The organism is Agromyces sp. NPDC055661 (assembly GCF_053618135.1).
In genome coordinates this window covers 219,611-242,831 of the sequence record NZ_JBSHHC010000001.1, presented here as the reverse complement: position 1 = coordinate 242,831, position 23,221 = coordinate 219,611, and the positions used below count along the sequence as shown (strand labels likewise).

The following is a 23,221-nucleotide window of genomic DNA, read 5'->3' as shown; positions in this document are numbered from 1 at the left end:
GATCGTGACGAGGCGCCTGCCGTCCACTCCACCGAACCTGCCCGGGTTCGCGTTCATCCGCGTGCTCGGTTCCGGCGGGTTCGCCGACGTGTTCCTCTACGAGCAGAACATGCCCCGCCGGCTCGTCGCGGTGAAGGTGCTGCTCGCCGAGGTCGTGAACGACGACCTGCGCCGGATGTTCCAGGCCGAGGCGAACCTGATGGCCCAGCTGTCGTCGCATCCGTCGATCCTCACCGTGTACCAGGCGAGCGTCGCCGCCGACGGGCGCCCGTACCTCGTCATGGAGTACTGCTCGTCGACGCTGGGCCAGCGCTACCGCGCGGTGCAGCTGCCGCTCGCCGAGGTGCTCTCGATCGGCGTGCGCATCGCGAGCGCCGTCGAGACGGCCCACCGGCAGGGCGTGCTGCACCGCGACATCAAGCCGTCGAACATCCTCACCACGGCCTACGGCCACCCCGTGCTCTCCGACTTCGGCATCGCGGCGACCCTCGGCGAGGCCGAGACGACCGAGGCCGTCGGCCTCTCGATCCCGTGGTCGGCCCCCGAGGTGCTGCACGACGACGTGTCGGGCACCGTCGCGAGCGAGGTGTGGTCGCTCGGGGCCACCGTGTACTCGCTGCTCGCCGGGCGCAGCCCGTTCGAGGTGCCGGGCGGCGACAACGCGCCCGTGACGCTCATGGGCCGCATCGAGAAGGCGAAGCCCGCCCCGACCGGCCGGGTCGACGTGCCGCCGAGCCTCGAGCGCGTGCTGGCGCGCTCGATGTCGAAGCGGCCGCAGGACCGGCAGGCGAGCGCGCTCGAGTTCATCCGCGACCTGCAGTCGGTCGAGGAGGAGCTCGGCCTGCCGCAGACGCCGCTCGAGGTCGCCATGGACGACTGGGCCCTCGCCACCGCGGTCGACCTCGACGAGCGGACGCGAGTGAGCGGTCACCCCTCGACCGTCGATCGCCAGGGGGGTCGCCGTCGTCCCCGTCGGACGCCCGTGCGCACGCAGAGCACCGCGCAGGGGATCGACGGCCGCTCGAGCGAGCTCTCGACGGGCCGCTCGCGCACCGCGCCGCCCACCACGAAGCGGCTCGTCTGGGGCATCTCCATCGCCGCCGCGCTCATCGTCGCGCTCGTCGGCGCGGGCGTCGTGGCGGTCCTGCAGGGCACCCGGTCCATCCCGGTCGTCGCGAACGTGCAGGGCTCGGTCGTCGACGGCTCGGCCGTCTTCACGTGGGACGATCCGGGCATCCAGGGCGGCGACGCCTACCTCGTGGCGGTCGACGGGGATCCCGAGCCGGTCCAGCGCGTCGCGCGGGTCGAGGTGCCCGTGCACGAGGGCGACCGCGTCTGCGTCACGGTCACGGTGACGCGCGAGGGCAAGACGGGCGACCCGAGCGCCGAGCGCTGCGTCGACGTGACGGGAGTCGGCTGATGCGGCTGCCGAAGCTCGGCGGCCACCGATCCGCCCTCGTCACCGCGGGGGCGATCACGGGCGTGGTCGCCATCGTCGTCGGCGTCGCGGTCGCGTCCGGCGGGTACGCCGCGCAACGGGTCGACCTCGGGGACGCGGCGGTCTGGGTCGTGAACGACGGCCTCGAGTCCGTGGGCCGGGCCAACACGAAGATCCACGAGCTGAACGCCGTCGTGCAGACGGGCGGCTCCGACGCCGAGGTCGTGCAGCAGGGCTCGACGGTGCTCGTCGTCGACCGCGACAGCGCGAGCGTCGGCGTCGTCGACGCCACCACGTCGGAGGTCGTCGAGACCGTGCCCGTGCCGCCCGGCGAGACGTCGCTCGCACTCGCCGGCGACCGGGTGGTCGTGGCCACCGACGGCGACCTCTGGTCGATGCCGTCGGCCGACTTCGTCGACTTCGACGCCGAGGCCGACCCGCTGCTGCGGTTCGGCGCCGGCACGGTCACGTCGGTCGACCCCGAGGGGGTGCTCTTCGCCTTCACGCCGTCGACGGGCGAGGTGGCCCGGGTCGACGCCGCCGGCGAGGAGACCGTCGCCGGCCGATGGCAGGCCGACCCGGTCGACGACGACCACGGCGTGCAGATCACCTCGATCGACCAGCACTGGGTGGTGCTCGACGCGTTCGACCGGACCCTCACGATCGACGGCCGCCGCATCGACCTCTCGGGGTTGATCCGCCAGGGCGACGCGGTGCGCCTGCAGGAGCCGGCGTCGAGCGGCGAGACGGTCGCCGTCGCCCACCGCCGGGGACTCGTCGTCGTCGACCTCGACGGCGGCACGCCGATCCCCGTCATCGAGGACGTCGCCGGCGACCCCGCGGCGCCGGTGCAGTTCGACGGATGCCTCCACGCCGCGTGGGCCGGCGGCAAGGCGGCCGTCGCCTGCCCCGGCCAGCAGGGTCGCCCGTTCGAGCTCGCGGACGGCGCCGGCGCGACCGCGCTCGACTTCGGCGAGAACGGCGACGCGCTGGTGCTCAACGACCGCCGGAGCGGCCGCACCTGGGCCGCCTCCGCCGACTACGGCCTCATCGACAACTGGGCCGACCTGCTCGAGACCGAGCGCGACGACGAGACGATCGAGGAGAACGACCCCGACACGCCGCCGATCCTCGAGAAGGGCCAGGTGGCGCCCGTCGCGACCGACGACGAGCTCGGCGCGCGCCCGGGGCGGTCGACCATCCTGCCCGTGCTGCTCAACGACTACGACGCGAACGGCGACGTGCTCGTCGTCGACTCCGTCGACGGCGAGCTGCCGCCCGGCGCGACGGTCGACCGGGTGTCGAGCAACCAGCAGCTGCAGCTCACGCTCGACGACGCGGCATCGGGCGTCGTCTCGTTCGGCTACACGGTCGGCGACGGCCGGGGCGGCACCGCGCACGCGCGGGTGAACGTCACGGTGCGCGAGAGCGAGGAGAACTCGCCGCCCGTGCAGCAGCGCGCGAACCACGCCGCCGTCGCGGTCGGCGGCCGCGTGACCACGGCGGTGCTCGGCGAGTGGGTCGATCCCGACGGCGATCCCTTCTTCCTCCGCTCCGCCACCACGGGCGAGGGCGACAAGGTGTCGTCGACCGCCGAGGGCGTCGTGGTGTTCGACGAGCGCGGCGGCGTCGGCGGCGAGCGGGGCGTGTCGCTCACGGTGTCCGACGGCCGGGACGACGGCGGCGGCGCCCTCACCGTCGCGGTGCGCGCGCCCGGCGACGTGCCGCTCGTGGCCGAGCCCTTCGTCGCGCTCGCGACGGCGGGCGAGGAGATCCGGATCGACCCGCTCCGGCACGTGCGCGGGGGGTCCGGGACGGTCCGCCTGAGCGCGGTGCCGGCCAAGCCCGACGTCGAGCTCACGCCCGACTTCGACGGCGGCAGCTTCCGGTTCACGAGCTCGGCCGTGCGCACCCACGTCATCGAGTACTCCGTGACCGACGGCACCGTGACGGCCACGGGCACCGTGCGCGTCGACGTGTCGGCGCCGCCCGACCGCGACACGACGCCCATCACGGTGCCGCACACCGCGTTCCTGCGCGCGAACCAGCCCTTCGACGTCGACGTGCTCGCGACCGACATCGACCCCACCGGCGGCGTGCTCGTCGTCACGGGCCTCACCGACACCGCGGAGGGCGAGGGCGTGCAGGTGGAGATCGTCGACCACCGCATCCTGCGCGTCACGCTCTCGCGCCCGCTCGCGACGGGGTCGACGGTGTTCGGCTACCGCGTGAGCAACGGCCTCGCCGAGGCCGATGGCGAGGTGACCGTGGTGGAGGTGCCGCCGCCGCCCGTCGACCAGCCGCCGGTGGCGGTGCCCGACACGATCTCGGCACGCACGGGCGACGTCGTCGACATCGCGGTGCTCGACAACGACGAGCAGCCCGACGGCCTCCCGCTCACGCTCTCGCCCGACCTCGTGCTCGAGCCCGACGCGGGGCTCCTGTTCGCGGCCGGCGACCGCCTGCGCTACTTCGCGCCCGACCAGCAGGGCGAGTACGACGCGCAGTACCGCGTCGTCGGGCCCGACGGGCAGAACGCCACGGCCGACGTGCACATCTCGGTGCGCGAGGCCGTCGTCGAGACGAACACCGCGCCGGTGCCGCCGACCATCACGGCGCGCGTCCTCGCCGGCGAGACCGTGCGCATCCCGATCCCGCTGGGCGGCGTCGACCCCGACGGCGACTCCGTGCAGCTGCTCGCGCAGGAGTCCAACCCCGACCGGGGCGCCGTCACCGACCGCGGCGGCGACTGGCTCGAGTACCAGGCCGGCGAGTACTCGGCCGGGACCGACACCTTCCAGTACTCGATCATCGACGCGCTCGGCGCCCGCGCCGACGGCACGATCCGAGTGGGCATCGCCGCGCGCCTCGACGGCTCGCGGCCACCCGTCGCGGTCGCCGACGAGGTCACGGTGCGCCCCGGCCGCACCATCGCGGTGCGCGTCCTGGCCAACGACTCCGACCCCGACGGCGGCGGGCTCTCGCTGGTCGGCGTGGAGGCCAACGGTAACGACGCCCAGGCCTCGGTCGACAAGAAGGCCGGCGTGGTGCGCGTCGACGTCCCCGAGCACGAGGGCGTCTTCGGCTTCGTCTACGAGGTCGAGAACGAGGGGCTCGGCTCGGCGCAGGCGTTCCTCACGGTGACGGCCGACGATGACGCGCCGTTCGCGCGCCCCGAGGCATCCGACACCGTGCTCAGCCTCAGCGACATCCTCGATGAGGAGTTCGTCGACGTCGAGGTGCTGCGCAACGTGTTCCTCGCCGACGGCAACCCCGCCGACCTCCAGGTCGGCCTCGTCGCCGGCTACGACCAGGGCGCCCAGGTGCGCCGCGACGGCAGCATCCGCGTGGCGGTGCAGGACGAGCGGCGGATCATCCCGTTCTCGGTCACGCATCCCGAGGACCCCGAGGTGACGGCGTTCGCGTTCATCTGGGTTCCCGGCCGCGACGACGCGCTGCCGCAGCTGCGCCGCGACGCCCCCGACGTGGTGGTCGAGAGCGGCGAGGAGGTCGTGCTCGACCTCGCGGACTACGTCATCGCGGCATCCGGTCGGCCCGTGCGCATCACCGACACCGCGACCGTGCGCGCCTCGCACAGCGACGGCAGCGAGCTCGTCGTCGACCAGGACACCCTGCGCTTCCGCAGCGAGCCGGGCTACTTCGGCCTCGCCTCGCTGTCGTTCACCGTGACCGACGGCGAATCCGACGGCGATCCCACCGCGCGCACCGGCACGATCGTGATCCCCATCACCGTCGAGCCGACCGAGGACCAGCCGCCCGCCTTCACCGGCGGCGTGATCGACTTCGAGCCCGGCCAGTCGAAGACCGTCGACCTCGTGCGCCTCACCAACTACCCCTACCCCGACGCGGTCGACGACCTGGTCTTCAGCGTGCTCGCACCCGAGCCCGAGGGCTTCCGCGTCACCGCCACGGGCCAGGAGCTCGAGATCTCGGCGCTCGATGCCACCCCGACCGGCACGCGCCAGTCCGTCACGGTGGCGGTCACGGATGCCAGGGGCCAGGGCACGCCCGGCCGCATCGAGCTCCGCGTGGTGCCCTCGACCCGCCCGCTCGCCCAGCCCGCGCCCGACCTCGCCGTGGCCGCCCGCGGACGCACGACCACGATCGACGTGCTCGCGAACGACTCGGCCACCAACCCATTCCCGGGCACTCCGCTGCGGGTCGTCGGCGTGCGCGGCATCGACGACAGCCTGCCGGCCGGCGTGTCGATCGAGCCGAGCGCCGACAATGCCACACTCACGGTCGACGTGTCGCAGGGCGCGGCTCCCGTGAACACCACGCTGCAGTACCAGGTCGCGGATGCCACGGGTGATCCGAGCCGGTACGCGTGGGGCACGATCACCATCTCGGTGCAGGACCGCCCCGACCCGGTGAGCGCCCCGCAGGTGACGGGCTTCGGCGACCGGACGCTCGACGTCGTGTTCGGCGCCGGCGGCTTCAACAACTCGCCGATCACGGGGTACGAGATCGCGCTCGTCGATCCCGCGAGCGGAGGGATCGTCGGCACGTCGACGTGCGCCGCCACCACGTGCACCGTGCCCACGCTCGGCAACGGGCAGGGCAACGCCGTGGTCGTGCGCGTGCAGGCGCGGAACGCGATCGGCCTGTCCGACCCGGTCGACGCGCCGGGCCCGATCTGGTCGGACGTCATCCCGCCGCCCCCGCAGGGCCTGCGCGCGCTGCCGCTCGACGGCCGCCTCGCGATCGAGTGGCAGCCCGTGTCCACGGGGGCGGGCAGCGCCGTGCGCTCCTACGTCGTCACCGTCGCCGGCGTGTCGAGCGAGGTCGACGCCGCGACCTGCACCGCGACCGTCTGCTCGACGGTGTCGCAGGGCATCCCCAACGGCACGCAGGTCCCGTTCACGGTCAGCGCGCGCAACCAGGCGTATCCCGCCCTCGCCGCCTGGACCGAGGCGGGCGGCACCGGCACCCCGTTCGGCCCGCCCATCGCGGGCGGGATCACCGTGACGGGCGACGCGCTGGCCGGCACCGTCACGGTCTCGTGGGCGCCGTTCAACGGCAACGGCGACGCGATCGGCGGGTACTTCGTGCAGCGCCTCGCCGACGGGCAGACCGCCGTGCCGAGCGGGCCGCAGGCGTGCTCGGTGACGAGCCCGGCCCCCGGCGGCGTCGTCGCGCCGTCGAGCGGCGGCACCGTCGCCGAGGTCGTGCAGGTCGGGCCGGATGCCTCGAGCGTGCAGTTCACGGGCACGGCCACCGAGTCGACGCGGTACTCCTTCGTCGTCTGGGGCTACAACCGCTCGGCCTGCGTCAACACCGAGGTCGCCGGCATCGTGGTGCGACCAGCGCCGGGTGCCATCGGCACCGTCGACAGCCACATGGACTGGATGAACGTCGAGACCTGGGACCGCTACATCGACCGCGTCGACGCGGGCGGCCCGCGCCTGCAGATCGTCGCGGTCGACGCCAACGGCGCGCAGATCGGCAGCCCCACGGAGTTCAAGGGCACGGGCTGGCTGCGGACGCTGCTCAACCGCCCGTTCGGCGAGGCCGCGCGGTTCCAGGTGCGCTCGTGCACGGTGTGGGGCAGCTGCGGTCCGTGGTCGGCGATCTTCCCCGCCGACGCCCAGCCGACGCTGACCTTCGCCCTGCCGAGCCGGCTGTGGAACGAGACGACGGGGACGTGGTCGTGGACCGCCGCGCCCGACAACTCCGGGCTGCCGGCCGTGTTCCGCTGCGGCATCGAGGGCGCGAACGGACAGCCGCGCACCGCGCAGACGGCCACGACGTGCCAGATCCCGGAGGCCAAGCCCACGGACCGGGTCTGGTTGGATGTTGAGGTCGCGGGCGTGGTGGCCCGCTACTGGAACCGATGAGCGAGGAGCGAGCATGACCATGACCCCCGAGGAGGCGACGCGGTTCGCCGCGAACCTCGACCGACTCGTCGGCGCGGTCGAGGAGGTGCTCCTCGGCAAGAACCGGGTCGTGCGCCTGGCGTTCACCGCGTTCCTCAGCGAGGGCCATCTCCTGCTCGACGACGTGCCCGGCACCGGCAAGACGTCCCTCGCCCGCGCGATGGCGCAGTCGGTCGCGGGCTCGAGCAACCGGGTCCAGTTCACGCCCGACCTGCTGCCCGGCGACATCACCGGGGTCACCGTCTACGACCAGCGCAGCGGCGTCTTCGAGTTCCACGCCGGACCGGTCTTCGCGAACATCGTGCTCGCCGACGAGATCAACCGCGCGAGCCCGAAGACGCAGTCCGCGCTCCTCGAGGTCATGGAGGAGGGCCAGGTCACCGTCGACGGGCAGACGCACCCCGTGGGGCATCCGTTCATGGTCATCGCGACGCAGAACCCGGTGGAGCAGGCCGGAACGTACCGGCTGCCCGAGGCGCAGCTCGACCGGTTCCTCATGAAGTCGTCGATCGGCTACCCCGACCACGCGTCGACCATCCGCATCCTCGAGGGCGCCGACCAGCGCGCCCACGACCACCGCGTCGGCGCGCAGCTCAGCGCCGAGGAGATCGTCGAGATGGCCGCGCTCGCGCGCACCGTCTACGTCGACCCCACGATCCACGACTACGTGTCGCGCCTCGTGGACGCCACCCGCACCGCACGCGAGGTGCGGCTCGGCGTCAGCGTCCGCGGCGCGCTCGCCCTCATCCGCGCGGCGAAGACGCACGCCGCCGGCCGCGGCCGCCACTACGTGGTGCCCGACGACGTGAAGGCGCTCGCCGAGCCCGTGCTCGCGCACCGGCTCATCCTCGACCCCGAGGCGGAGTTCGACGGGGTGACGACCTCGAACCTGATCTCCCAGGTGCTCATCGAGACCCCGCCGCCGTCCAGCAGGCAGGCCGTGTGACGTTCACCCAGACCCGCACGTCGATCCCCGAGGAGGCGAAGAGGGAAGGTCTCCTCGCGGTGGTCATCGGACGCGCCGTCGGCGGCATCGTCGCCGCCGCCGGGGTCGTGGGGGACTGGGCGCGCGCCGTGCAGGGCGTCGTCACGCCGCTCGGCTGGGCGGTCGTCGCGGGCGCGGTCGCCGCACTCGCGGTCGGGTACACGTGGGGGTGGATCGAGTTCATCGCGATCGGGTGGGGGCTCGTGCTGCTCGTCGGCGTGGCATCCGTGTGGCTCATCGGCCGAGGCGCATCGACGATCGAGCTCATGCTGCCGACGCCGCGCGTGGTCGTCGGCGAGCAGGCGCAGGCGCGGCTCATCGCGGCGAACCCGGGCCGTCGCCGATTCGGCGGCGTCCAGCTCGAGGTACCGGTCGGCAGCAGGGTCGTCGAGCGCGTCCTGCCCGGGCTCCCGCGCGGCGGGGCGTTCGACGAACAGTTCAAGATCCCGACCGAGCGGCGCGGCATCGTGCCCGTCGGACCGGCTCGCACGGTGCGCGCCGACCCGATCGGGCTCATGCGTCGCGAGATCGTGTGGTCGCAGTCGGTCGACCTGCACGTGCATCCGCGCACGATCGCGATCGGCACGCTCAGCACGGGCTTCATCCGCGACCTGGAGGGATCGCCGACGCGCGACCTCACGGCGAGCGACATCGCGTTCCACGCGCTGCGCGAGTACGTGCCCGGCGACGACCGCCGGTTCATCCACTGGAAGAGCTCGGCGAAGACGGGCACCTTCATGGTGCGGCAGTTCGAGGAGACCCGGCGGAGCCGGCTCATGGTGCTGCTCGACCTCGAGCCCGGCGCCTACGCCGACGACGAGGAGTTCGAGCTCGCGGTGAGCGCAGCGGCATCCGTCGGCGCCCGCGCCATCCGCGACGCGCGCACGGTATCGTTCGTCGTGTCCGGGCGCGGCCGTGTCGGCTCGCGGGGGAGCGGCATGCGCGAGCTGCCCACGGTGTCGCGGGATCGGCTGCTCGACGCGCTCTGCGTCGTCGAGCGCGACGACGCCGCCGTGCTCCTGCCCGACGTCGCGCGGGCGGCGGCCGAGTCCCTGCCCGGGGTCTCGCTCGCCTTCCTCATCACCGGCACCGGCCGCGGCGCGGGCGCACTGCGCGCGGCATCGTCGCGGCTCCCCGCGGGCGTCGAGGCGATCGCCGTGCAGTGCTCGCCCGGCGGCGAGGCCACGGCCCGAACCGTCGCCGGCCTCACCGTGTTCGGCATCGGATACCTCGAGGACCTCCGCGCCATGCTCGCTCGATCGGCGTCGATCGCATGAACGCGCAGCGACGGCCGGGCGCGCCCGAGGGCGTGTGGTCCACCGCGATCACGATGGCCCTCGTCGGCGCCATGCTCGTCGCCGCGATGATCCCGTGGTGGCCCATCTACGAGAGCCCGGCCTTCCTCGTGGCCGCGACGGTCGCGATCGTCGCCGGATCGGCCATCGGGCTCGCGGGCGCACGCTTCCACTGGCCGGCCTGGGCCGTCGTCGTCGCGGTGTTCGGCGCGTACCTGACGCTCGGCGTGCCGGCTGCGGTGCCGGGGAGCGCGATCGCGGGCGTCATCGCGACGCCGCACGGACTCGTCGAGCTCCTCGCCGGCGCCGCGCTGTCGTGGAAGCAGCTCGTCACGATCGCGGTGCCCGTCGGCTCCTACCAGGCGCTCCTGGTCCCGGCCTTCCTGCTCGCGCTCGTCGCCGCCGCGACCGCCGTCACGATCGCACTGCGCAGCCGGCGCCCCGCGGCCGCGATCATCCCGCCGGCGCTGCTCCTCCTCGCGGGCATCGCGCTCGGCGTGGTACACGCGACGCTCGCGGTCGAGACCGGCCTCGCCTTCCTCGTCACCTCGATCGCGTGGCTCGTGCGGGTCGCCATCGCCCGGCGCCGGGCGATCACGACCGGCCGTCCGGTGGAGGCGGCGCTCGCCGACGCGCGGCGCGTGCTCGGGGCATCCGCCCTGCTCGCCGTCGCGCTCGTCGGGGCCACGGCCGCCGCCGTCGCCCTGCCGTCGCCGCCCCGCAGCGTGGTGCGCGCTGAGCTGCAGCCGCCGTTCGAGCCGCGCGAGCACGAGAGCCCGCTCGCAGGATTCCGCACGGCGTTCGACCCCGACACCGACGAGGACGAGATGCTCGAGGTCACCGGGCTGCCGCCCGGCGCGGGACTGCGGATCGCGACGCTCGACACCTACGACGGCATCGTCTACAACGTGGGCGGCACCGACGGCACGGGCGAGTCCGGCCGGTTCACGCGCGTGCCGTACCGCCTCGACCAGGGCGACGTCGACGGGACGTCCACGCGCATCGACGTGCTCGTGCTCGGCTACGACGACGTGTGGGTGCCGGGGATCGGACAGCTCGAGCGCATCACGTTCGGCGGCAACCGTGCGCCGGTGCTCGCCGACGGGTTCTTCTACAACGACGTGACCGGCACCGGCGCGGTGCAGACGGGGCTCGCAGCCGGCGACCGCTACACGGCCGAGTCCATCACCCCGCTGCGGCCCGAGCGCCTCGAGGCGCTGCGACCCGGCACGAGCGTGCTGCCCGCGTCGCCGTCGATGCCCGACGAGCTCGGACCATTGCTCGACGAGTGGGCACCGGCATCCGACACCCAGGGCCAGCGACTGCAGGGCATGATCTCGGGCCTCAAGGCCACCGGGTTCGTGAGCCACGGCACCGAGGACGAGGAGTGGAGCCGTTCGGGCCACTCGCTCGACCGGATCATCGAGCTCGCCGAGGAGCGTCCCATGCTCGGCGACGGCGAGCAGTACGCCGTGGCCGCCGCCCTCATGGCCCGCGAGATCGGCTTCCCGGCGCGCGTCGTCGTGGGCTACCTGTCCGACCCCGAGGCGCCCCCCGCGAACGCCGGCGACGCCGTCGTGTTCCAGCGCGACGACCTGCAGGCATGGATCGAGGTGCAGGACGCCGAGGGCGAGTGGGTGGCGATCGACCCCAACCCCGTACCCCGCGAGATTCCCGAGCGCGAGCCCGACCAGCCGACCGTCGTCTCCCGGCCGCAGTCCGCGCTGCCGCCGCCGGCGGAGCGCACGCCCGTCGACGACCTCGACCCCGACCCCGACCTGACGCTCGACCAGCACGACCAGGGCGTCGAGCCGTGGGTCGAGGCGCTGCTCGCCGCGCTCGCCGTCGCCGGGTTCGCGCTGCTCGGCCTCGCCGTGCTCGTGAGCCCGTTCCTCGCGATCATCGTCGCGAAGCTGCGGCGGCGGCGCCTCCGCCGGCGCGCGCCCACCCCGGTCGAGCGCATCGAGGGCGGCTGGCAGGAGTTCGCCGACACCGCAGTCGACTACGGGTACCCGATCCGCCAGAACGCGACACGGGCCGAGCAGGCGGCGACGGTGGGCGGACTCGGTCCGCTCGTGCTCGCGTCGGTCGTCGACCGCGCGGTCTACGCACCCGACGGGCTGGCAGACGGCGACGACGAGCGGGTCTGGAACACGGTCGACGAGCTGCAGGAGCGGCTCGCCGCGCCCCGCACGCGCCGCGATCGGCTCCGCGCCGCGATCTCGCTGAACTCGCTGGCCGGGTACGCTGTGACGCGGAGAGGAGCCAGGCCGTGACGTGTCGGATCTGCGGTGCGGACCTCCCCGAGGGGGCGATGTTCTGCGGCGAGTGCGGCAGCTCGACGAGCGCGACGCCCGAGTCCCGCCGCCGGCCCGATCCGCGACCCGGCGACACGACCGCGATCGAGCGCCCGGCGCGCCGCAACAGCGGCGTCATCAGCATTCCGGTGCACGGGTTCCGTGCGAGCGACGACGAGGACGACGGCGACGGCGACGGCGAGCGAGCGGATGCCGGCATCGCGCGCGTGCTCGACGATGCGGCGTCGTCGGCGGTCGAAGGCGGTGACGTTCTGCGCGCGGATGCCGCGATCGCCCGCGTGCTCGACGCCGCCGCGTCGTCCGCGCTGACGGGGCCGCCCTCGGCGCCCGCTGCGGCGCCCGCCGCGACGCCGGCTGCGCCGACCACGGTCGCCTCCGCGCGCACCTCGCCCCGGTTCGTGCTGTCGTTCAGCACCGGCGAGACGCGCACGGTCTTCGGCACGGGACTCATCGGGCGCAGGCCGCTGCCCCAGCCGGGCGAGGAGTTCGACCACCTCGTCCAGATCGCCGACCGCACGCTCTCGGTGTCGAAGACGCACCTCGAGTTCGGCGAGCACGAGGGCCAGCTCTGGATCGCCGACCGCTTCTCGGGCAACGGCACGGTCGTGCGCCGCCCCGACGACGGCGCGCTGCGCTGCGAGCCCGGGCGCCGGTACCTCGTGCCGCGCGGGAGCCTCGTGGAGCTGGCCGAGCAGTCGTTCACCGTGGCCTGACGCGGCGACGCGCTCGTCCCGTCCTCCCCAGTCGAGCGGATGCCGCGGGCCCGGAACGGCCCGACCCGGACGCGCCCGAGCGAGTGATGTCGCATGATCGGATGACGGGATGGATCGTCCCCCGCCCGAGCTCGCCGCACCGGGCGACCCGCCGCTCGCACTCCCGCCTCGGGCGTCCCAGCCGGTCGCGCAAGGCTTCCCGTGGCTCGCGGCGGTGGCACCGCTCGCCGGTGCGGCGGTGCTCTGGGCGGTGACGGGATCGGCCCTCTCCCTGGTGTTCGCCGCACTCGGCCCGCTGGTCGCCGTCGCGTCGGTCGTCGACGCGCGACGCCAGGGTCGCCGCGCGCGCCGGCGGGGCGCCGCGGGGCGGGCGGCGCTCCTGGCCGAGCTGCGCACGGCCGTGGCCGACCGCCACGCGGAGGAGCGCGCTGCCCACTGGCGCCGCGTCGCGTCGGCGAGGCAGATCGTCGAGGGCGTTCGCCCCGTCGAGTGGCGTCACGGACCGCCCGACCGAGTGGTGCTCGGTCGCGGCACCATCGCCAGCGGCGTCCGGATCGACGGCGTGCCCCACGACGATGACGATCGGGCGCTGCTCCGCTCCGCGGGCGCGCTCGACGACGCGCCCGTGCTCGCGTCCGTCGCGGGCGGCATCGGCGTCGTCGGGGTCGAACCGGTCGCCGGCGCGCTCGCCCGCGCCCTCGTCGTCCAGGTCGCGCACGCGGGCCGGCCCGATGCGGTGGGCATCGCGCTGCCGGCCGGAGACGCCTGGGCGTGGTCGGCGGCGTTGCCGCACCGGAGCGGGCCGCCCGCCATGCGCGTCGTCGGAGGACCGGACCGCGGCACGGAGACAGCGCGTGCGAGGACGACGGCGGACGCGGATGCCGTCGCGACGATCGCCGTGGCCGATGCGGCCGAGCACCTGCCGCACGGCCTCGAGACGGTCGTCCGGGTGTCGGACCACCGGCGGGCGGTCGTCGAACGGCGCGGGGCGGCGGTTCCCACGCTCATCCTCCCCGACCTCGTCGGCGTGGCCGAGGCATCCGAGTGGGCCGACCGCATGCGCACCGCGGCCGCGCGGGAGCAGGCGGGTTCGGGCTCCGGCGTGCCCGAGCGCGTCGCGTTCGACGCGCTCGAGCAGCCGTCGCCCGACGCCTCGAGGACCTCGCTCCGGGTCGTCGTGGGCATGGCCGCCGACGGGCCGCTCGCGCTGGACCTCGTCGAGCACGGACCGCACGCGATCGTGGCGGGCACGACGGGCAGCGGCAAGAGCGAGTTCCTGGTCGCCTGGCTGGCGGCGCTCGCGACCCGCCATCCGCCTGATCGCGTGGCCTTCCTGCTGGTCGACTTCAAGGGCGGTGCGGCGTTCGAGCCGCTGCGCGGGCTGCCGCACGTCACGGGCATCGTCACCGACCTCGACGAGGCCGAGGCGGAGCGCGCGGTCCTGAGCCTGCGCGCCGAGCTGCGGCATCGCGAGGCCGTGCTGCTCGCGGAGGGCGCGCGCGACCTCGCCGCCTTGCCGGACCGGGCGGTGCTGCCTCGCCTCGTGCTCGTCGTCGACGAGTACCAGGCGATGGTCGAGCGGTTCCCCGACCTGGGCCCGGTCGTCGCCGACGTCGCGGCGCGGGGCAGGTCGCTCGGCGTGCACCTCGTGCTCGCCACGCAGCGACCGAACGACGTGGTGCGCGAGCAGGTGTCGGCGAACTGCGCGATCCGGGTGTCGCTGCGCGTGCGGCAGCGGTCCGACAGCGTGGCGGTCGTGGGCTCCGAGGCCGCCGCGGCGATCCGGCCCGACAGGCCGGGTCGTGGCATCGTCGACCTGGGCGACCGATGCCCCGTCGAGTTCCAGTCCGCCCTGGTCGACCCCGGCTCGCTCGAGCGCCTGCAGCGATCCACGTCGACGCTCGCGCGGGCCCGCCGCCCGTGGATGGATCCGCTGCCGGCGCGACTGACGCCGTCGGTGCTCGCCGAGCTGGTCGCCGCCGCCGGTGCGGTCGCCGAGGGTGCCCGAACCCGTGAGCGCGTCCGGGGGGTCCCGTTCGGGGTCCTGGACGACCCCGAGCGGCAGCGGCACGTCCCGGCGGTCTGGACCCCCGAAGCCGACGGGCACCTCCTCGTCGTCGGCGAGCCCGGCAGCGGTCGGACGACGGCGCTGGCGGCGATCGCGCGGGCGGCGAAGGCGTCCTCGTTCGAGGTGCGCCGCGTCGCCGGACCGCCCAGCGCTCGATGGGACGCGTTGCAGGTGCTCGCCCTCGACGATCGCCGAGGCGCATCGTCCCGCCGCGTCGTCCTCCTCGTCGACGACCTCGACGTCGCCTTCCGGGACTGGCCCGACGAGCACCGCGTCGCGGGCGTCGGCATACTCGAGCGACTGTTGCGGGAGGGCCGGGAACGGGGACTCGCCGTCGCGGCGTCGGCAGGCTCGGCGCAGCGCCTCCCGGCCGGCCTGCGCGAGCTGCTCGGCTCGGCCGTGCTGCTGCGGCATCCGACGCGGACGGACCTCGCGCAGGCCGGCGGAGCGACCGCACTGTGGCGGGCCGGCGACCCGCCCGGCTCCGGCCAGTGGCGCGAGCGTCGGCTGCAGGTGGTCGACGTCCCGCCGCTCCCGGCCGAACCCGGCGTCGAACCGCCGATCCTCCGCTTCGGCACGACGCGGCTCACCGCGGTCGTGAGCGCGCGACCGCGAGCGGATGCCGCGACGCTCGGGCGCCTCGGGCGCCTCGGGCCCGCGCCCGTGCTCCTCGAGCCGGGCCTCGACGCGACCGTCCGCGCCGCGATCGGCGCGGTCGCGGGCGGGGGAGCGGGGCATCCGCTCGTCGTCGTCGGCGACGCCGACGCCTGGGCCGCGAACTGGACGGTCGCCGCCCTCGTGCGCGAGGAGGCCGTGATCGTCGTGCACGGCGGATCGCGCGAGTTCCGCGTGTTCTCGAGGGGCTCGTCACCGGCGCCGCTGCTCGACGATCCGGTCGCGCAGTGCTGGCTGATGCGACCCGACGGCGAACCGATGAGATGCGTATGGCCTGTCCACGTGGACAACTGAAAACGTGCGTCAACCTGCGCGATCGGTACTGAATCCGCACACGATGTTCGCAGAAATTAACGATTCGGACATTATTCCGTGAATCTCGCCTCCCAGTGTGTCAGTATCGACCCACCCCCAGCACGCGCCCGATTCCGAATGGAGTTCCCCCGTGACCGCTCGGCCCCTTCCCCAGGATCCGATGATCCGCTCGTTGATCGCCCAGGCCCGTCAAGCGCAGATCAACCGCCGAACGCTGCTGGCCGGTGCCGGCGCCAGCGCCACCGCCCTCGCGCTCGCGGCCTGCGCCAACACCGGTGGCGGCCAGGCGAAGCCCTCCGCGGCCGCCGACAAGTCCGAGACCGACAAGACCCTGAACTGGGCGAACTGGGCGGCCTACATCGACGAGGACGACGACGGGAACTACCCCACCCTGGTGGCCTTCACCGAGCAGACCGGCATCGAGGTCAACTACGAGGTCGCCGTCGACGACAACAACACCTACTACGGCAAGGTGAAGGACCAGCTGGCCCTCGGCCAGGACATCGGCGCCGACACCGTCTGCCTCACCGACTGGATGGTCGGCCGCTGGATCCGCTTCGGCTACACGCAGGAGCTGGACCACGCCAACATCCCGAACCTGTCCAACCTCACGCCCGCGCTGGCGGACCCCGACTTCGACCCGGGTCGCAAGTTCTCGGTGCCGTGGCAGGGCGGCTTCGCCGGCATCTGCTGGAACAAGGAGGCGATTCCGGGCGGCCTCGAATCGGTCGAGGACCTCTGGAACTCCGAGCTCAAGGGCCGCATCGGCGTGCTCTCCGAGATGCGCGACACGATCGGCCTGCTGATGCTGCAGAACGGCGTCGACATCTCCGGCGACTGGGGCGACGCCGAGTTCGAGGCGGCGAACGAGATCCTCCGCGAGCAGGTCGAGTCCGGCCAGGTCCGCAACATCAAGGGCAACTCCTACTTGGAGGACCTGAAGAGCGAGGACACCCTGGCCGCCATCTGCTGGTCGGGCGACATCACGGTCATCAACGCCGAGGCCGGCGACAAGTGGGAGTTCGCGATCCCCACGGCGGGCGGCACGCTCTGGAACGACAACTTCCTCGTGCCGATCGGCTCGCCGCGCAAGACCAACGCCGAGACGCTCATCAACTACTACTACGAGCCCGAGGTGGCCGCCGAGGTCGCCGCGTGGGTGAACTACATCACCCCTGTCGTCGGCGCCAAGGAGGCGGCCATGGCGATCGACCCGGAGCTCGCCGAGAACCAGCTGATCTTCCCCGACGAGGACACGCTGTCGCAGGCGCACATCTTCCGCACGCTCACGCCGGCGGAGGAGCAGAAGTACCAGGCCGCGTTCCAGAGCATCCTGCTCGGTTCCTGAGACGAGCGGAAACGACGACATGGCTGTTCGCGAATTCGCCGAGCGGGGCGCCGACCTCGAGCTCGTCGGCATCCAGAAGCGGTTCCCCGGCTTCACGGCGATCGAGGAGCTCGACCTCCTGATCCCGGCCGGCTCGTTCTTCGCCCTCCTCGGCCCGTCGGGCTGCGGCAAGACGACCACCCTCCGACTCGTCGCCGGACTCGAGGAGCCGACCCGCGGTCGCATCCTCATCGGCGGCAAGGACGTCACCGACACGAAGTCGCACGAGCGTCCGGTCAACACGGTGTTCCAGAGCTACGCGCTGTTCCCGCACATGACGGTCATCGAGAACGTCGCGTTCGGCCTGAAGCGCCGCCGCATGGCCGACCCGATGGGCAAGGCGCACGAGGCGCTCCGCCTCGTCGAGCTCGACCACCTCGCGCAGCGTCGGCCGCAGCAGCTCTCGGGTGGCCAGCAGCAGCGCGTGGCCCTCGCCCGCGCCATCGTGAACCGCCCGGCCCTGCTCCTGCTCGACGAGCCGCTCGGCGCGCTCGACCTGAAGCTCCGGCGCCAGATGCAGCTCGAGCTGAAGACGATCCAGGAGGAGGTCGGCCTCACCTTCCTCCACGTGACCCACGACCAGGAGGAGGCCATGACCATGGCCGACACCGTGGCCGTCATGAACAAGGGCGCGATCGAGCAGATGGGCGCTCCCGAGGAGCTGTACGACCTGCCGCGCACCTCCTTCGTCGCGAACTTCCTCGGCCAGTCCAACCTCTTCACGGGCGAGGTCGTCAGCACGACGGCCGATGCGATCACGGTCGACGCAGCCGGGACGCGCATCGTCGTGCCGGCGGCGCGGGCGCAGAAGCACCAGGGCGAGATCACGGTCGGCGTGCGGCCCGAGAAGGTCGTCCTCCACACCGAGGAGCCCACCGAGACCGCCGGCCGCAACACCATCGGCTCGGGCCGCGTCATCGACGTGTCGTTCTCGGGCGTGAGCACCCAGTACCTCGTCGACCTCGGGGCCCTCGGCACGCTGCTCGTGTTCGCGCAGAACATCGGCTTCGCACCGGTCGCCGGCCTCGGCACCGAGGTGTGGCTGAGTTGGGACGTCACGCACGGCTTCGGCCTCGCCGACGAGCCGGCCGAGACCGGGCGCTTCCCCGCCGACGACTCGACCACCTCGATCGCCGTGCAGCGACGCGAGGCGCTGGTCTCGGAGCTCGAGGAGCACTGACGATGGCCTTCGCAGCGTTCGCGACGACGGAGGCACAGCCACAGGCACCGAAGCGGAAGAGCCGCATCGCGCTCTTCCTGCTCCTGCCCGGCATCCTCTACCTCGTCCTCTTCTTCCTGACCCCGCTCATCTCGCTGACGCTCACGTCGCTGCAGGTGCCGAGCGAGTTCGGCGACATCGGCCAGTTCGACTACGCGTTCAACTGGCAGAACTACGTCGACGTGGTGCAGCTGTACTGGCCGCACATCCTCCGCTCGTTCGGCTACGCGCTCGTGGCCACCGTGCTGGCGCTGCTGTTCAGCTACCCGCTCGCGTACTTCATCGGCGTCAAGGCGCGGCGCTGGCCGCTCCTGCAGAGCCTGATGCTCGTGCTCGTGATCGCCCCGTTCTTCATCAGCTTCCTGCTCCGCACGCTCGCGTGGAAGCAGCTGCTGTCGGACGAGTCGTTCATCATCACGTCGCTGAAGGCGCTGTCGCTGCTCGCACCCGACGCGCACTTCACGGGGACGCCGTTCGCGGTGATCTTCGGCCTCACCTACAACTTCATCCCGTTCATGACGCTCCCGCTCTACACGACGCTCGAGCGCCTCGACCTGCGCTACCTGGAGGCGGGTTCCGACCTGTACGCGAACCCGTTCACGGTGTTCCGCAAGATCACGATCCCGCTCTCGATGCCGGGCATCGTGGCCGGAACGCTGCTCACGTTCATCCCCGCCGCGGGCGACTACGTGAACGCGAGCCGCGACTTCCTCGGCGGTCCCGACACCCAGATGATGGGCAACGTGATCGAGGCGAACTTCCTCGTGCTGCTCAACTACCCGGCGGCCGCCGCGCTGTCGATCATCCTCATGGCCGCGATCCTCGTGCTCGTCGGCATCTACGTGAGGCGCTCGGGAACGGAGGACCTGCTGTGAGCGGCGAAGTCCAGGCCGCCGCCGTGCTCGGCGGCTTCCAGGAGAACGAGGAGCTCGACAACCGTCGTCAGGCGGGCCCCGCCCGACCGCGTCGGCTCGGCCTCGGCGACTGGCTCCTCCCGGCGTACACGATCATCGCGTTCGTGTTCCTGCTGATCCCGATCGTCTACACGTTCGTGTTCTCGTTCAACGACTCGATCAAGTCGAACATCTCCTGGCGCGGGTTCACGCTCGACAAGTGGCTCAACGTCTGCAACGTCGAGGGCGGCGCGGTCTGCCAGGCGTTCGGCAACAGCATCGTCATCGGCCTCGTGGCGACGGTCATCGCGACGACGCTCGGCACGATGATCGCGATCGCGCTCGTGCGCTACCGGTTCCGCGCGCGCTCGGCGATCAGCCTCCTGCTGTTCCTGCCGATGGCGACCCCCGAGGTCGTGCTCGGCGCGGGCCTGGCCGCGCAGTTCCTCGCGGTCGGCGTCCCGAAGGACATGCTGACGATCATCCTGGCGCACACGATGTTCTGCATCAGCTTCGTCGTGGTCACGGTCAAGGCGCGCGTCGCGAGCCTCGACCCGGCGCTCGAGGAGGCGGGCCGCGACCTCTACGGGTCGCCGTCGCAGGTGTTCTGGCGGGTGACGTTCCCGCTGCTGCTGCCCGGCATCCTCGCGGCAGCGCTGCTGTCGTTCGCGTTGAGCTTCGACGACTTCATCATCACGAACTTCAACTCCGGTTCGGTGTCGACGTTCCCGAAGTACATCTACATCTCGGCGTCGCGCGGCATCCCGGCCGAGGCGAACGTCATCGCCTCCGCGGTGTTCATCATCGCGCTCGTGATCGTGGTCGCCGCGCAGGTCTCCCGCGCGGCGAGGGTGCGGCGCCTGGCCAAGCTCGGATGAGACGGGAGCCGGCGGAAACCCGAACCGCCGGCTCCGGATCCGGGCTCGCGCCCGGGTCGCAGACGACGGATGCCGCGGCAGGAGCGATCCCGCCGCGGCATCCGTTCGTCTGCGTCGAAGGCTGAAGCGTCAGACGGTCGCGCGGATGCGCCCGACCCGGCGCTCGCCGCCCATGACCCACAGGTCGAGCTCGGTCTGCACGGCGTCGACCGCGTCGTCCTCGACGGCGCCCGCGGCGGCGAGCAGCCGCAGCGCGATGATGGTCGAGGCGCGCGAGGAGCCGTCGAGCACCTTGAGTGCGGTCGTCGTGCCGTTCGGCGCGGTCATGACCATGACGCCCTCGGCGCCGATCTTCGCGAACACGCCGAGGCGCTCCATCGCGACGGTGTCGGGCTGACCGGGCCCACCGACGGCCCACGCGTGCTCGCGGGACGCCTCGGTGAGCGCCGCCGCCTCGCGGTAGAGCGCGAACGGCGAGGACGGCGAGGCGGTCGTGATCTTCTGGATGCCCCGCGCGAGCGCGTGCAGGCTGATCGCGTGCACGGGCGCGCCGCAGCCGTCGACGCCGGTGGCCGCCGGCCGCTCGCCGGTGAAGCGCTCGAGCACATCGAGGATCCGCTTCTGAAGCGGGTGCTCGGGATCGAGGTAGCCGTCGAGCGGCCACTCGTTCGCGGCGCACGCGAGCAGCATTGCGGCGTGCTTGCCCGAGCAGTTCATGTAGACCCGCTCGCGCGGAGCGCCGCTGCGGATGAGCTCGTCGCGTGCCGCGTGATCGGTCGGCGTCGCCGGCGGGCAGCCGAGCGCCGACACGGGCAGCGATGTGCGGGCGAGGAGCCCGCGCACGAGCGCGACGTGCGCGGCGGTGCCGGAGTGGCTCGCCGTCGCGATCGCCGCGTCCTCGCCGCGGAGGGTGACGCCCGACGTCATGACGGCGACCGCCTGGAACGGCTTGAGGCTGGACCGGGGGAAGATCGCCGTGCGCGTGTCGCCGAGGTCGCGCAGCACCTCGCCCTCGGGGGAGAGCACGACGGCGGAGCCGGCGTGACGGGACTCGATGAAACCGCTTCGCTCGACCACGGCGAGTTCGAGGGCGTCGTTGACGGTGAAGGTGCCGGTCACCGGGTCACCCGAGCGACGCGAAGCCGTCGTCGAGCACGCGGAGTCCGTCTTCGAGCAGGGCGTCGCTGACCGCGAGGCTCGGCAGGAACCGGAGCACGTTGCCCCAGGTGCCGGCGCTCAGGAACAGCACACCGTGCTGCGCCGCGAACGCGACGAGGCGTGAGACGGCCTCGGCGTTCGGCACCTTCGTGGTGGCGCCGGTGCCGGGCTGCACGAGCTCGATCGCGATCATGGCGCCGCGGCCGCGGATGTCGCCGATGATGTCGTAGCGCTGCTTGAGGCGCTCGAGGCCGGTGCGGAGCGTCTGCTCGATGCGCTCGGCCTCGGCGAGCAGGTGGTTCTCGTCGATCGACTCGAACACCGCGATCGCCGCGGCGCACGCCACGGGGTTGCCGCCGAACGTGCCGCCGAGGCCGCCGGGCTGCGACGAGTCCATGATCTCGGCGCGGCCGGTGACCGCTGCGAGCGGCAGGCCGCCTGCGATGCCCTTCGCCGACAGCACGAGGTCGGGCTTCCACTCGAAGTGCTCGCTCGCGAAGTAGCGGCCGGTGCGCGCCATGCCGCTCTGGATCTCGTCGGCGATCATGACGACGCCGTGCTCGGTGCACCACTGCTGCAGGATCGGCAGGTAGCCCTCGGCGGGCACCATGAAGCCGCCCTCGCCCTGGATGGGCTCGACCACGAGGCAGGCGAGGTCGCTGGCGCCCACGGCCTTCTCGAGGTACGCGATCGTGCGCGCCGCGGCATCCTGGCCCGAGAGGCCGTCACGGTAGGGGTACGAGCTGGGCGCGTGGTACACGTCACCCGCGAAGGGACCGAACCCGGTGCCGTAGGGGCTCGCCTTGTAGTTCATGGCCATCGTGAGGTTGGTGCGGCCGTGGTACGCGTGGTCGAGCACCGCCACGGCTCGGCGACCCGTGTACTTGCGCGCGATCTTCACGCCGTTCTCGACCGCCTCCGCGCCCGAGTTCACGAGCACGGTGCGCTTCTCCCAGCCCCCCGGCGTGTGCTTCGCGAGCAGCTCGGCGACGCGCACGTACTCCTCGTAGGGCGTGATGGTGAAGAGGGTGTGGATGACGTCCTGCAGCTGGCTCGCGGCCGCCGCGACGACGCGCTCCTCGGTGTGGCCGACGGTGGTCACGCCGATGCCGGCCCCGAAGTCGATGAACCGGTTGCCGTCGACGTCGACGAGGATCGCCCCGTTGGCGCGCTCGATGTACACCGGCAGGGCCGAGGAGACGCCGGCCGAGACGACCTTCATGCGTCGCGCGTGCAGTGCCTCGGACTTCGGGCCGGGCACGGCGGTCACGATCTGACGCTCCTGCGGCACGGAGTACACCGGCGCGGTCGCGGTCTCTGCGGGGATGTTGGTGTCAGTCATGGTGCTCCCACCCTATCGCCGTCGCGCGCGGCCGCCTGAGGGTCGCGCGGCCCCCTCGGGGGGTCCGCGTGGCCGCCCGAGGCTCCGAGGGTGCAGAATCGGAGTCGCGACCCGCGCCCGACGGAGCTCGCAGCGACAGGAGGCCCGGATGTTCGGCGAGCACCACTACGCGGTCGAGGTCGAGTGGCAGGGCGATCGCGGCGAGGGCACGTCGAACTACCGCGCCTACGGGCGACAGCACGTGGTGCGCGCGGAGGGCAAGCTGCACGACCTCGCAGGCTCGAGCGACCGGGTCTTCCACGGCGACCGCGAGCGCTGGAATCCCGAGGAACTGCTGATCGCGGCGCTCAGCCAGTGCCACATGCTCTCGTACCTGCACGTGGCGACCCGCCACGGCGTGGTGGTGCACGGCTACACGGATGCCCCGACGGGCACCATGCTCGAAGACGGACGCGGCGGCGGCGCGTTCAGCGAGGTCGTGCTGCGACCCCGCGTCGTCGTGGCCGACGAGTCGATGGTCGACACGGCGAGGCGGATCCACGGGGAGGCCGGCGAGAAGTGCTTCATCGCGGCATCCGTCGCGTTCCCGGTGCGCCACGAGCCCACGGTGGTCGTGGCGAGCTGAGCCGGCCGCGCCCAG

General features: G+C 72.9%; 14 protein-coding genes. 12 read left to right on the top strand and 2 right to left on the bottom strand.

What is annotated here, in order from left to right; all coding sequences use genetic code 11:
• Window positions 1-4 precede the first annotated feature (4 nt).
• From ACWGO8_RS01100 to ACWGO8_RS01050, 11 genes are all read left to right on the top strand, one after another.
• Entirely contained in the window at window positions 5-1,420 is a 1,416-nt protein-coding gene (locus ACWGO8_RS01100; RefSeq protein WP_452041314.1) for a serine/threonine-protein kinase, read from the top strand.
• Complete coding sequence (locus ACWGO8_RS01095; RefSeq protein ID WP_452041313.1) at window positions 1,420-7,296, top strand: Ig-like domain-containing protein; 5,877 nt, start codon at window positions 1,420-1,422, stop codon at window positions 7,294-7,296. The genes ACWGO8_RS01100 and ACWGO8_RS01095 overlap by 1 nt, the downstream gene beginning before the upstream one ends.
• A gap of 13 nt (window positions 7,297-7,309) precedes the next feature.
• Window positions 7,310-8,281: an AAA family ATPase gene (locus tag ACWGO8_RS01090; RefSeq protein WP_376957196.1), complete on the top strand. Its 972-nt coding sequence runs from the start codon at window positions 7,310-7,312 to the stop codon at window positions 8,279-8,281.
• Window positions 8,278-9,597: a DUF58 domain-containing protein gene (locus ACWGO8_RS01085; protein WP_452041312.1), complete on the top strand. Its 1,320-nt coding sequence runs from the start codon at window positions 8,278-8,280 to the stop codon at window positions 9,595-9,597. The genes ACWGO8_RS01090 and ACWGO8_RS01085 overlap by 4 nt, the downstream gene beginning before the upstream one ends.
• A complete protein-coding gene (locus ACWGO8_RS01080; RefSeq protein WP_452041311.1) occupies window positions 9,594-11,891 on the top strand; it encodes a transglutaminaseTgpA domain-containing protein in 2,298 nt (765 codons plus the stop codon). The genes ACWGO8_RS01085 and ACWGO8_RS01080 overlap by 4 nt, the downstream gene beginning before the upstream one ends.
• Window positions 11,888-12,646, top strand: a complete 759-nt coding sequence (locus ACWGO8_RS01075) for a hypothetical protein (protein WP_452041310.1) — start codon at window positions 11,888-11,890, stop codon at window positions 12,644-12,646. Before ACWGO8_RS01080 ends, ACWGO8_RS01075 begins: the two co-directional genes overlap by 4 nt.
• Window positions 12,647-12,755: 109 nt before the next feature.
• Window positions 12,756-15,683, top strand: coding sequence for an FtsK/SpoIIIE domain-containing protein (locus ACWGO8_RS01070; RefSeq protein WP_452041309.1), 2,928 nt, complete (start codon window positions 12,756-12,758; stop codon window positions 15,681-15,683).
• Between the two features lie 181 nt (window positions 15,684-15,864).
• Window positions 15,865-17,052, top strand: a complete 1,188-nt coding sequence (locus ACWGO8_RS01065; protein ID WP_452041308.1) for an ABC transporter substrate-binding protein — start codon at window positions 15,865-15,867, stop codon at window positions 17,050-17,052.
• 19 nt (window positions 17,053-17,071) lie between these two features.
• A complete protein-coding gene (locus ACWGO8_RS01060) occupies window positions 17,072-18,271 on the top strand; it encodes an ABC transporter ATP-binding protein (protein ID WP_452041307.1) in 1,200 nt (399 codons plus the stop codon).
• A gap of 2 nt (window positions 18,272-18,273) precedes the next feature.
• Complete coding sequence (locus ACWGO8_RS01055; protein WP_452041306.1) at window positions 18,274-19,185, top strand: ABC transporter permease; 912 nt, start codon at window positions 18,274-18,276, stop codon at window positions 19,183-19,185.
• Window positions 19,186-19,316: 131 nt separating this feature from the next.
• Complete coding sequence (locus ACWGO8_RS01050) at window positions 19,317-20,081, top strand: ABC transporter permease (RefSeq protein ID WP_376957269.1); 765 nt, start codon at window positions 19,317-19,319, stop codon at window positions 20,079-20,081.
• A 129-nt stretch (window positions 20,082-20,210) separates the two neighbouring features.
• Here ACWGO8_RS01050 and ACWGO8_RS01045 read toward each other — a convergent pair whose 3' ends face one another.
• Complete coding sequence (locus ACWGO8_RS01045) at window positions 20,211-21,200, bottom strand: asparaginase (RefSeq protein ID WP_452041305.1); 990 nt, start codon at window positions 21,198-21,200, stop codon at window positions 20,211-20,213.
• Window positions 21,201-21,204: 4 nt separating this feature from the next.
• Entirely contained in the window at window positions 21,205-22,581 is a 1,377-nt protein-coding gene (gene gabT / locus ACWGO8_RS01040; RefSeq protein ID WP_452041304.1) for a 4-aminobutyrate--2-oxoglutarate transaminase, read from the bottom strand.
• Between the two features lie 148 nt (window positions 22,582-22,729).
• On the opposite strand from gabT, the gene ACWGO8_RS01035 reads away from it, so the two are divergent.
• Entirely contained in the window at window positions 22,730-23,206 is a 477-nt protein-coding gene (locus ACWGO8_RS01035; RefSeq protein WP_376957267.1) for an OsmC family protein, read from the top strand.
• Window positions 23,207-23,221: the final 15 nt, after the last annotated feature.

What these genes read in the sequence shown, in the direction of transcription:
- ACWGO8_RS01095 (WP_452041313.1), top strand. Translation starts at nt 1,420, where the DNA reads ATGCGGCTGCCGAAGCTCGGCGGCCACCGATCCGCCCTCGTCACCGCG.
- ACWGO8_RS01090 (WP_376957196.1), top strand. Translation starts at nt 7,310, where the DNA reads ATGACCATGACCCCCGAGGAGGCGACGCGGTTCGCCGCGAACCTCGAC.
- ACWGO8_RS01080 (WP_452041311.1), top strand. Translation starts at nt 9,594, where the DNA reads ATGAACGCGCAGCGACGGCCGGGCGCGCCCGAGGGCGTGTGGTCCACC.
- ACWGO8_RS01070 (WP_452041309.1), top strand. Translation starts at nt 12,756, where the DNA reads ATGGATCGTCCCCCGCCCGAGCTCGCCGCACCGGGCGACCCGCCGCTC.
- ACWGO8_RS01065 (WP_452041308.1), top strand. Translation starts at nt 15,865, where the DNA reads ATGATCCGCTCGTTGATCGCCCAGGCCCGTCAAGCGCAGATCAACCGC.
- ACWGO8_RS01060 (WP_452041307.1), top strand. Translation starts at nt 17,072, where the DNA reads ATGGCTGTTCGCGAATTCGCCGAGCGGGGCGCCGACCTCGAGCTCGTC.
- ACWGO8_RS01055 (WP_452041306.1), top strand. Translation starts at nt 18,274, where the DNA reads ATGGCCTTCGCAGCGTTCGCGACGACGGAGGCACAGCCACAGGCACCG.
- gabT (WP_452041304.1), bottom strand. Translation starts at nt 22,581, where the DNA reads ATGACTGACACCAACATCCCCGCAGAGACCGCGACCGCGCCGGTGTAC.
- ACWGO8_RS01035 (WP_376957267.1), top strand. Translation starts at nt 22,730, where the DNA reads ATGTTCGGCGAGCACCACTACGCGGTCGAGGTCGAGTGGCAGGGCGAT.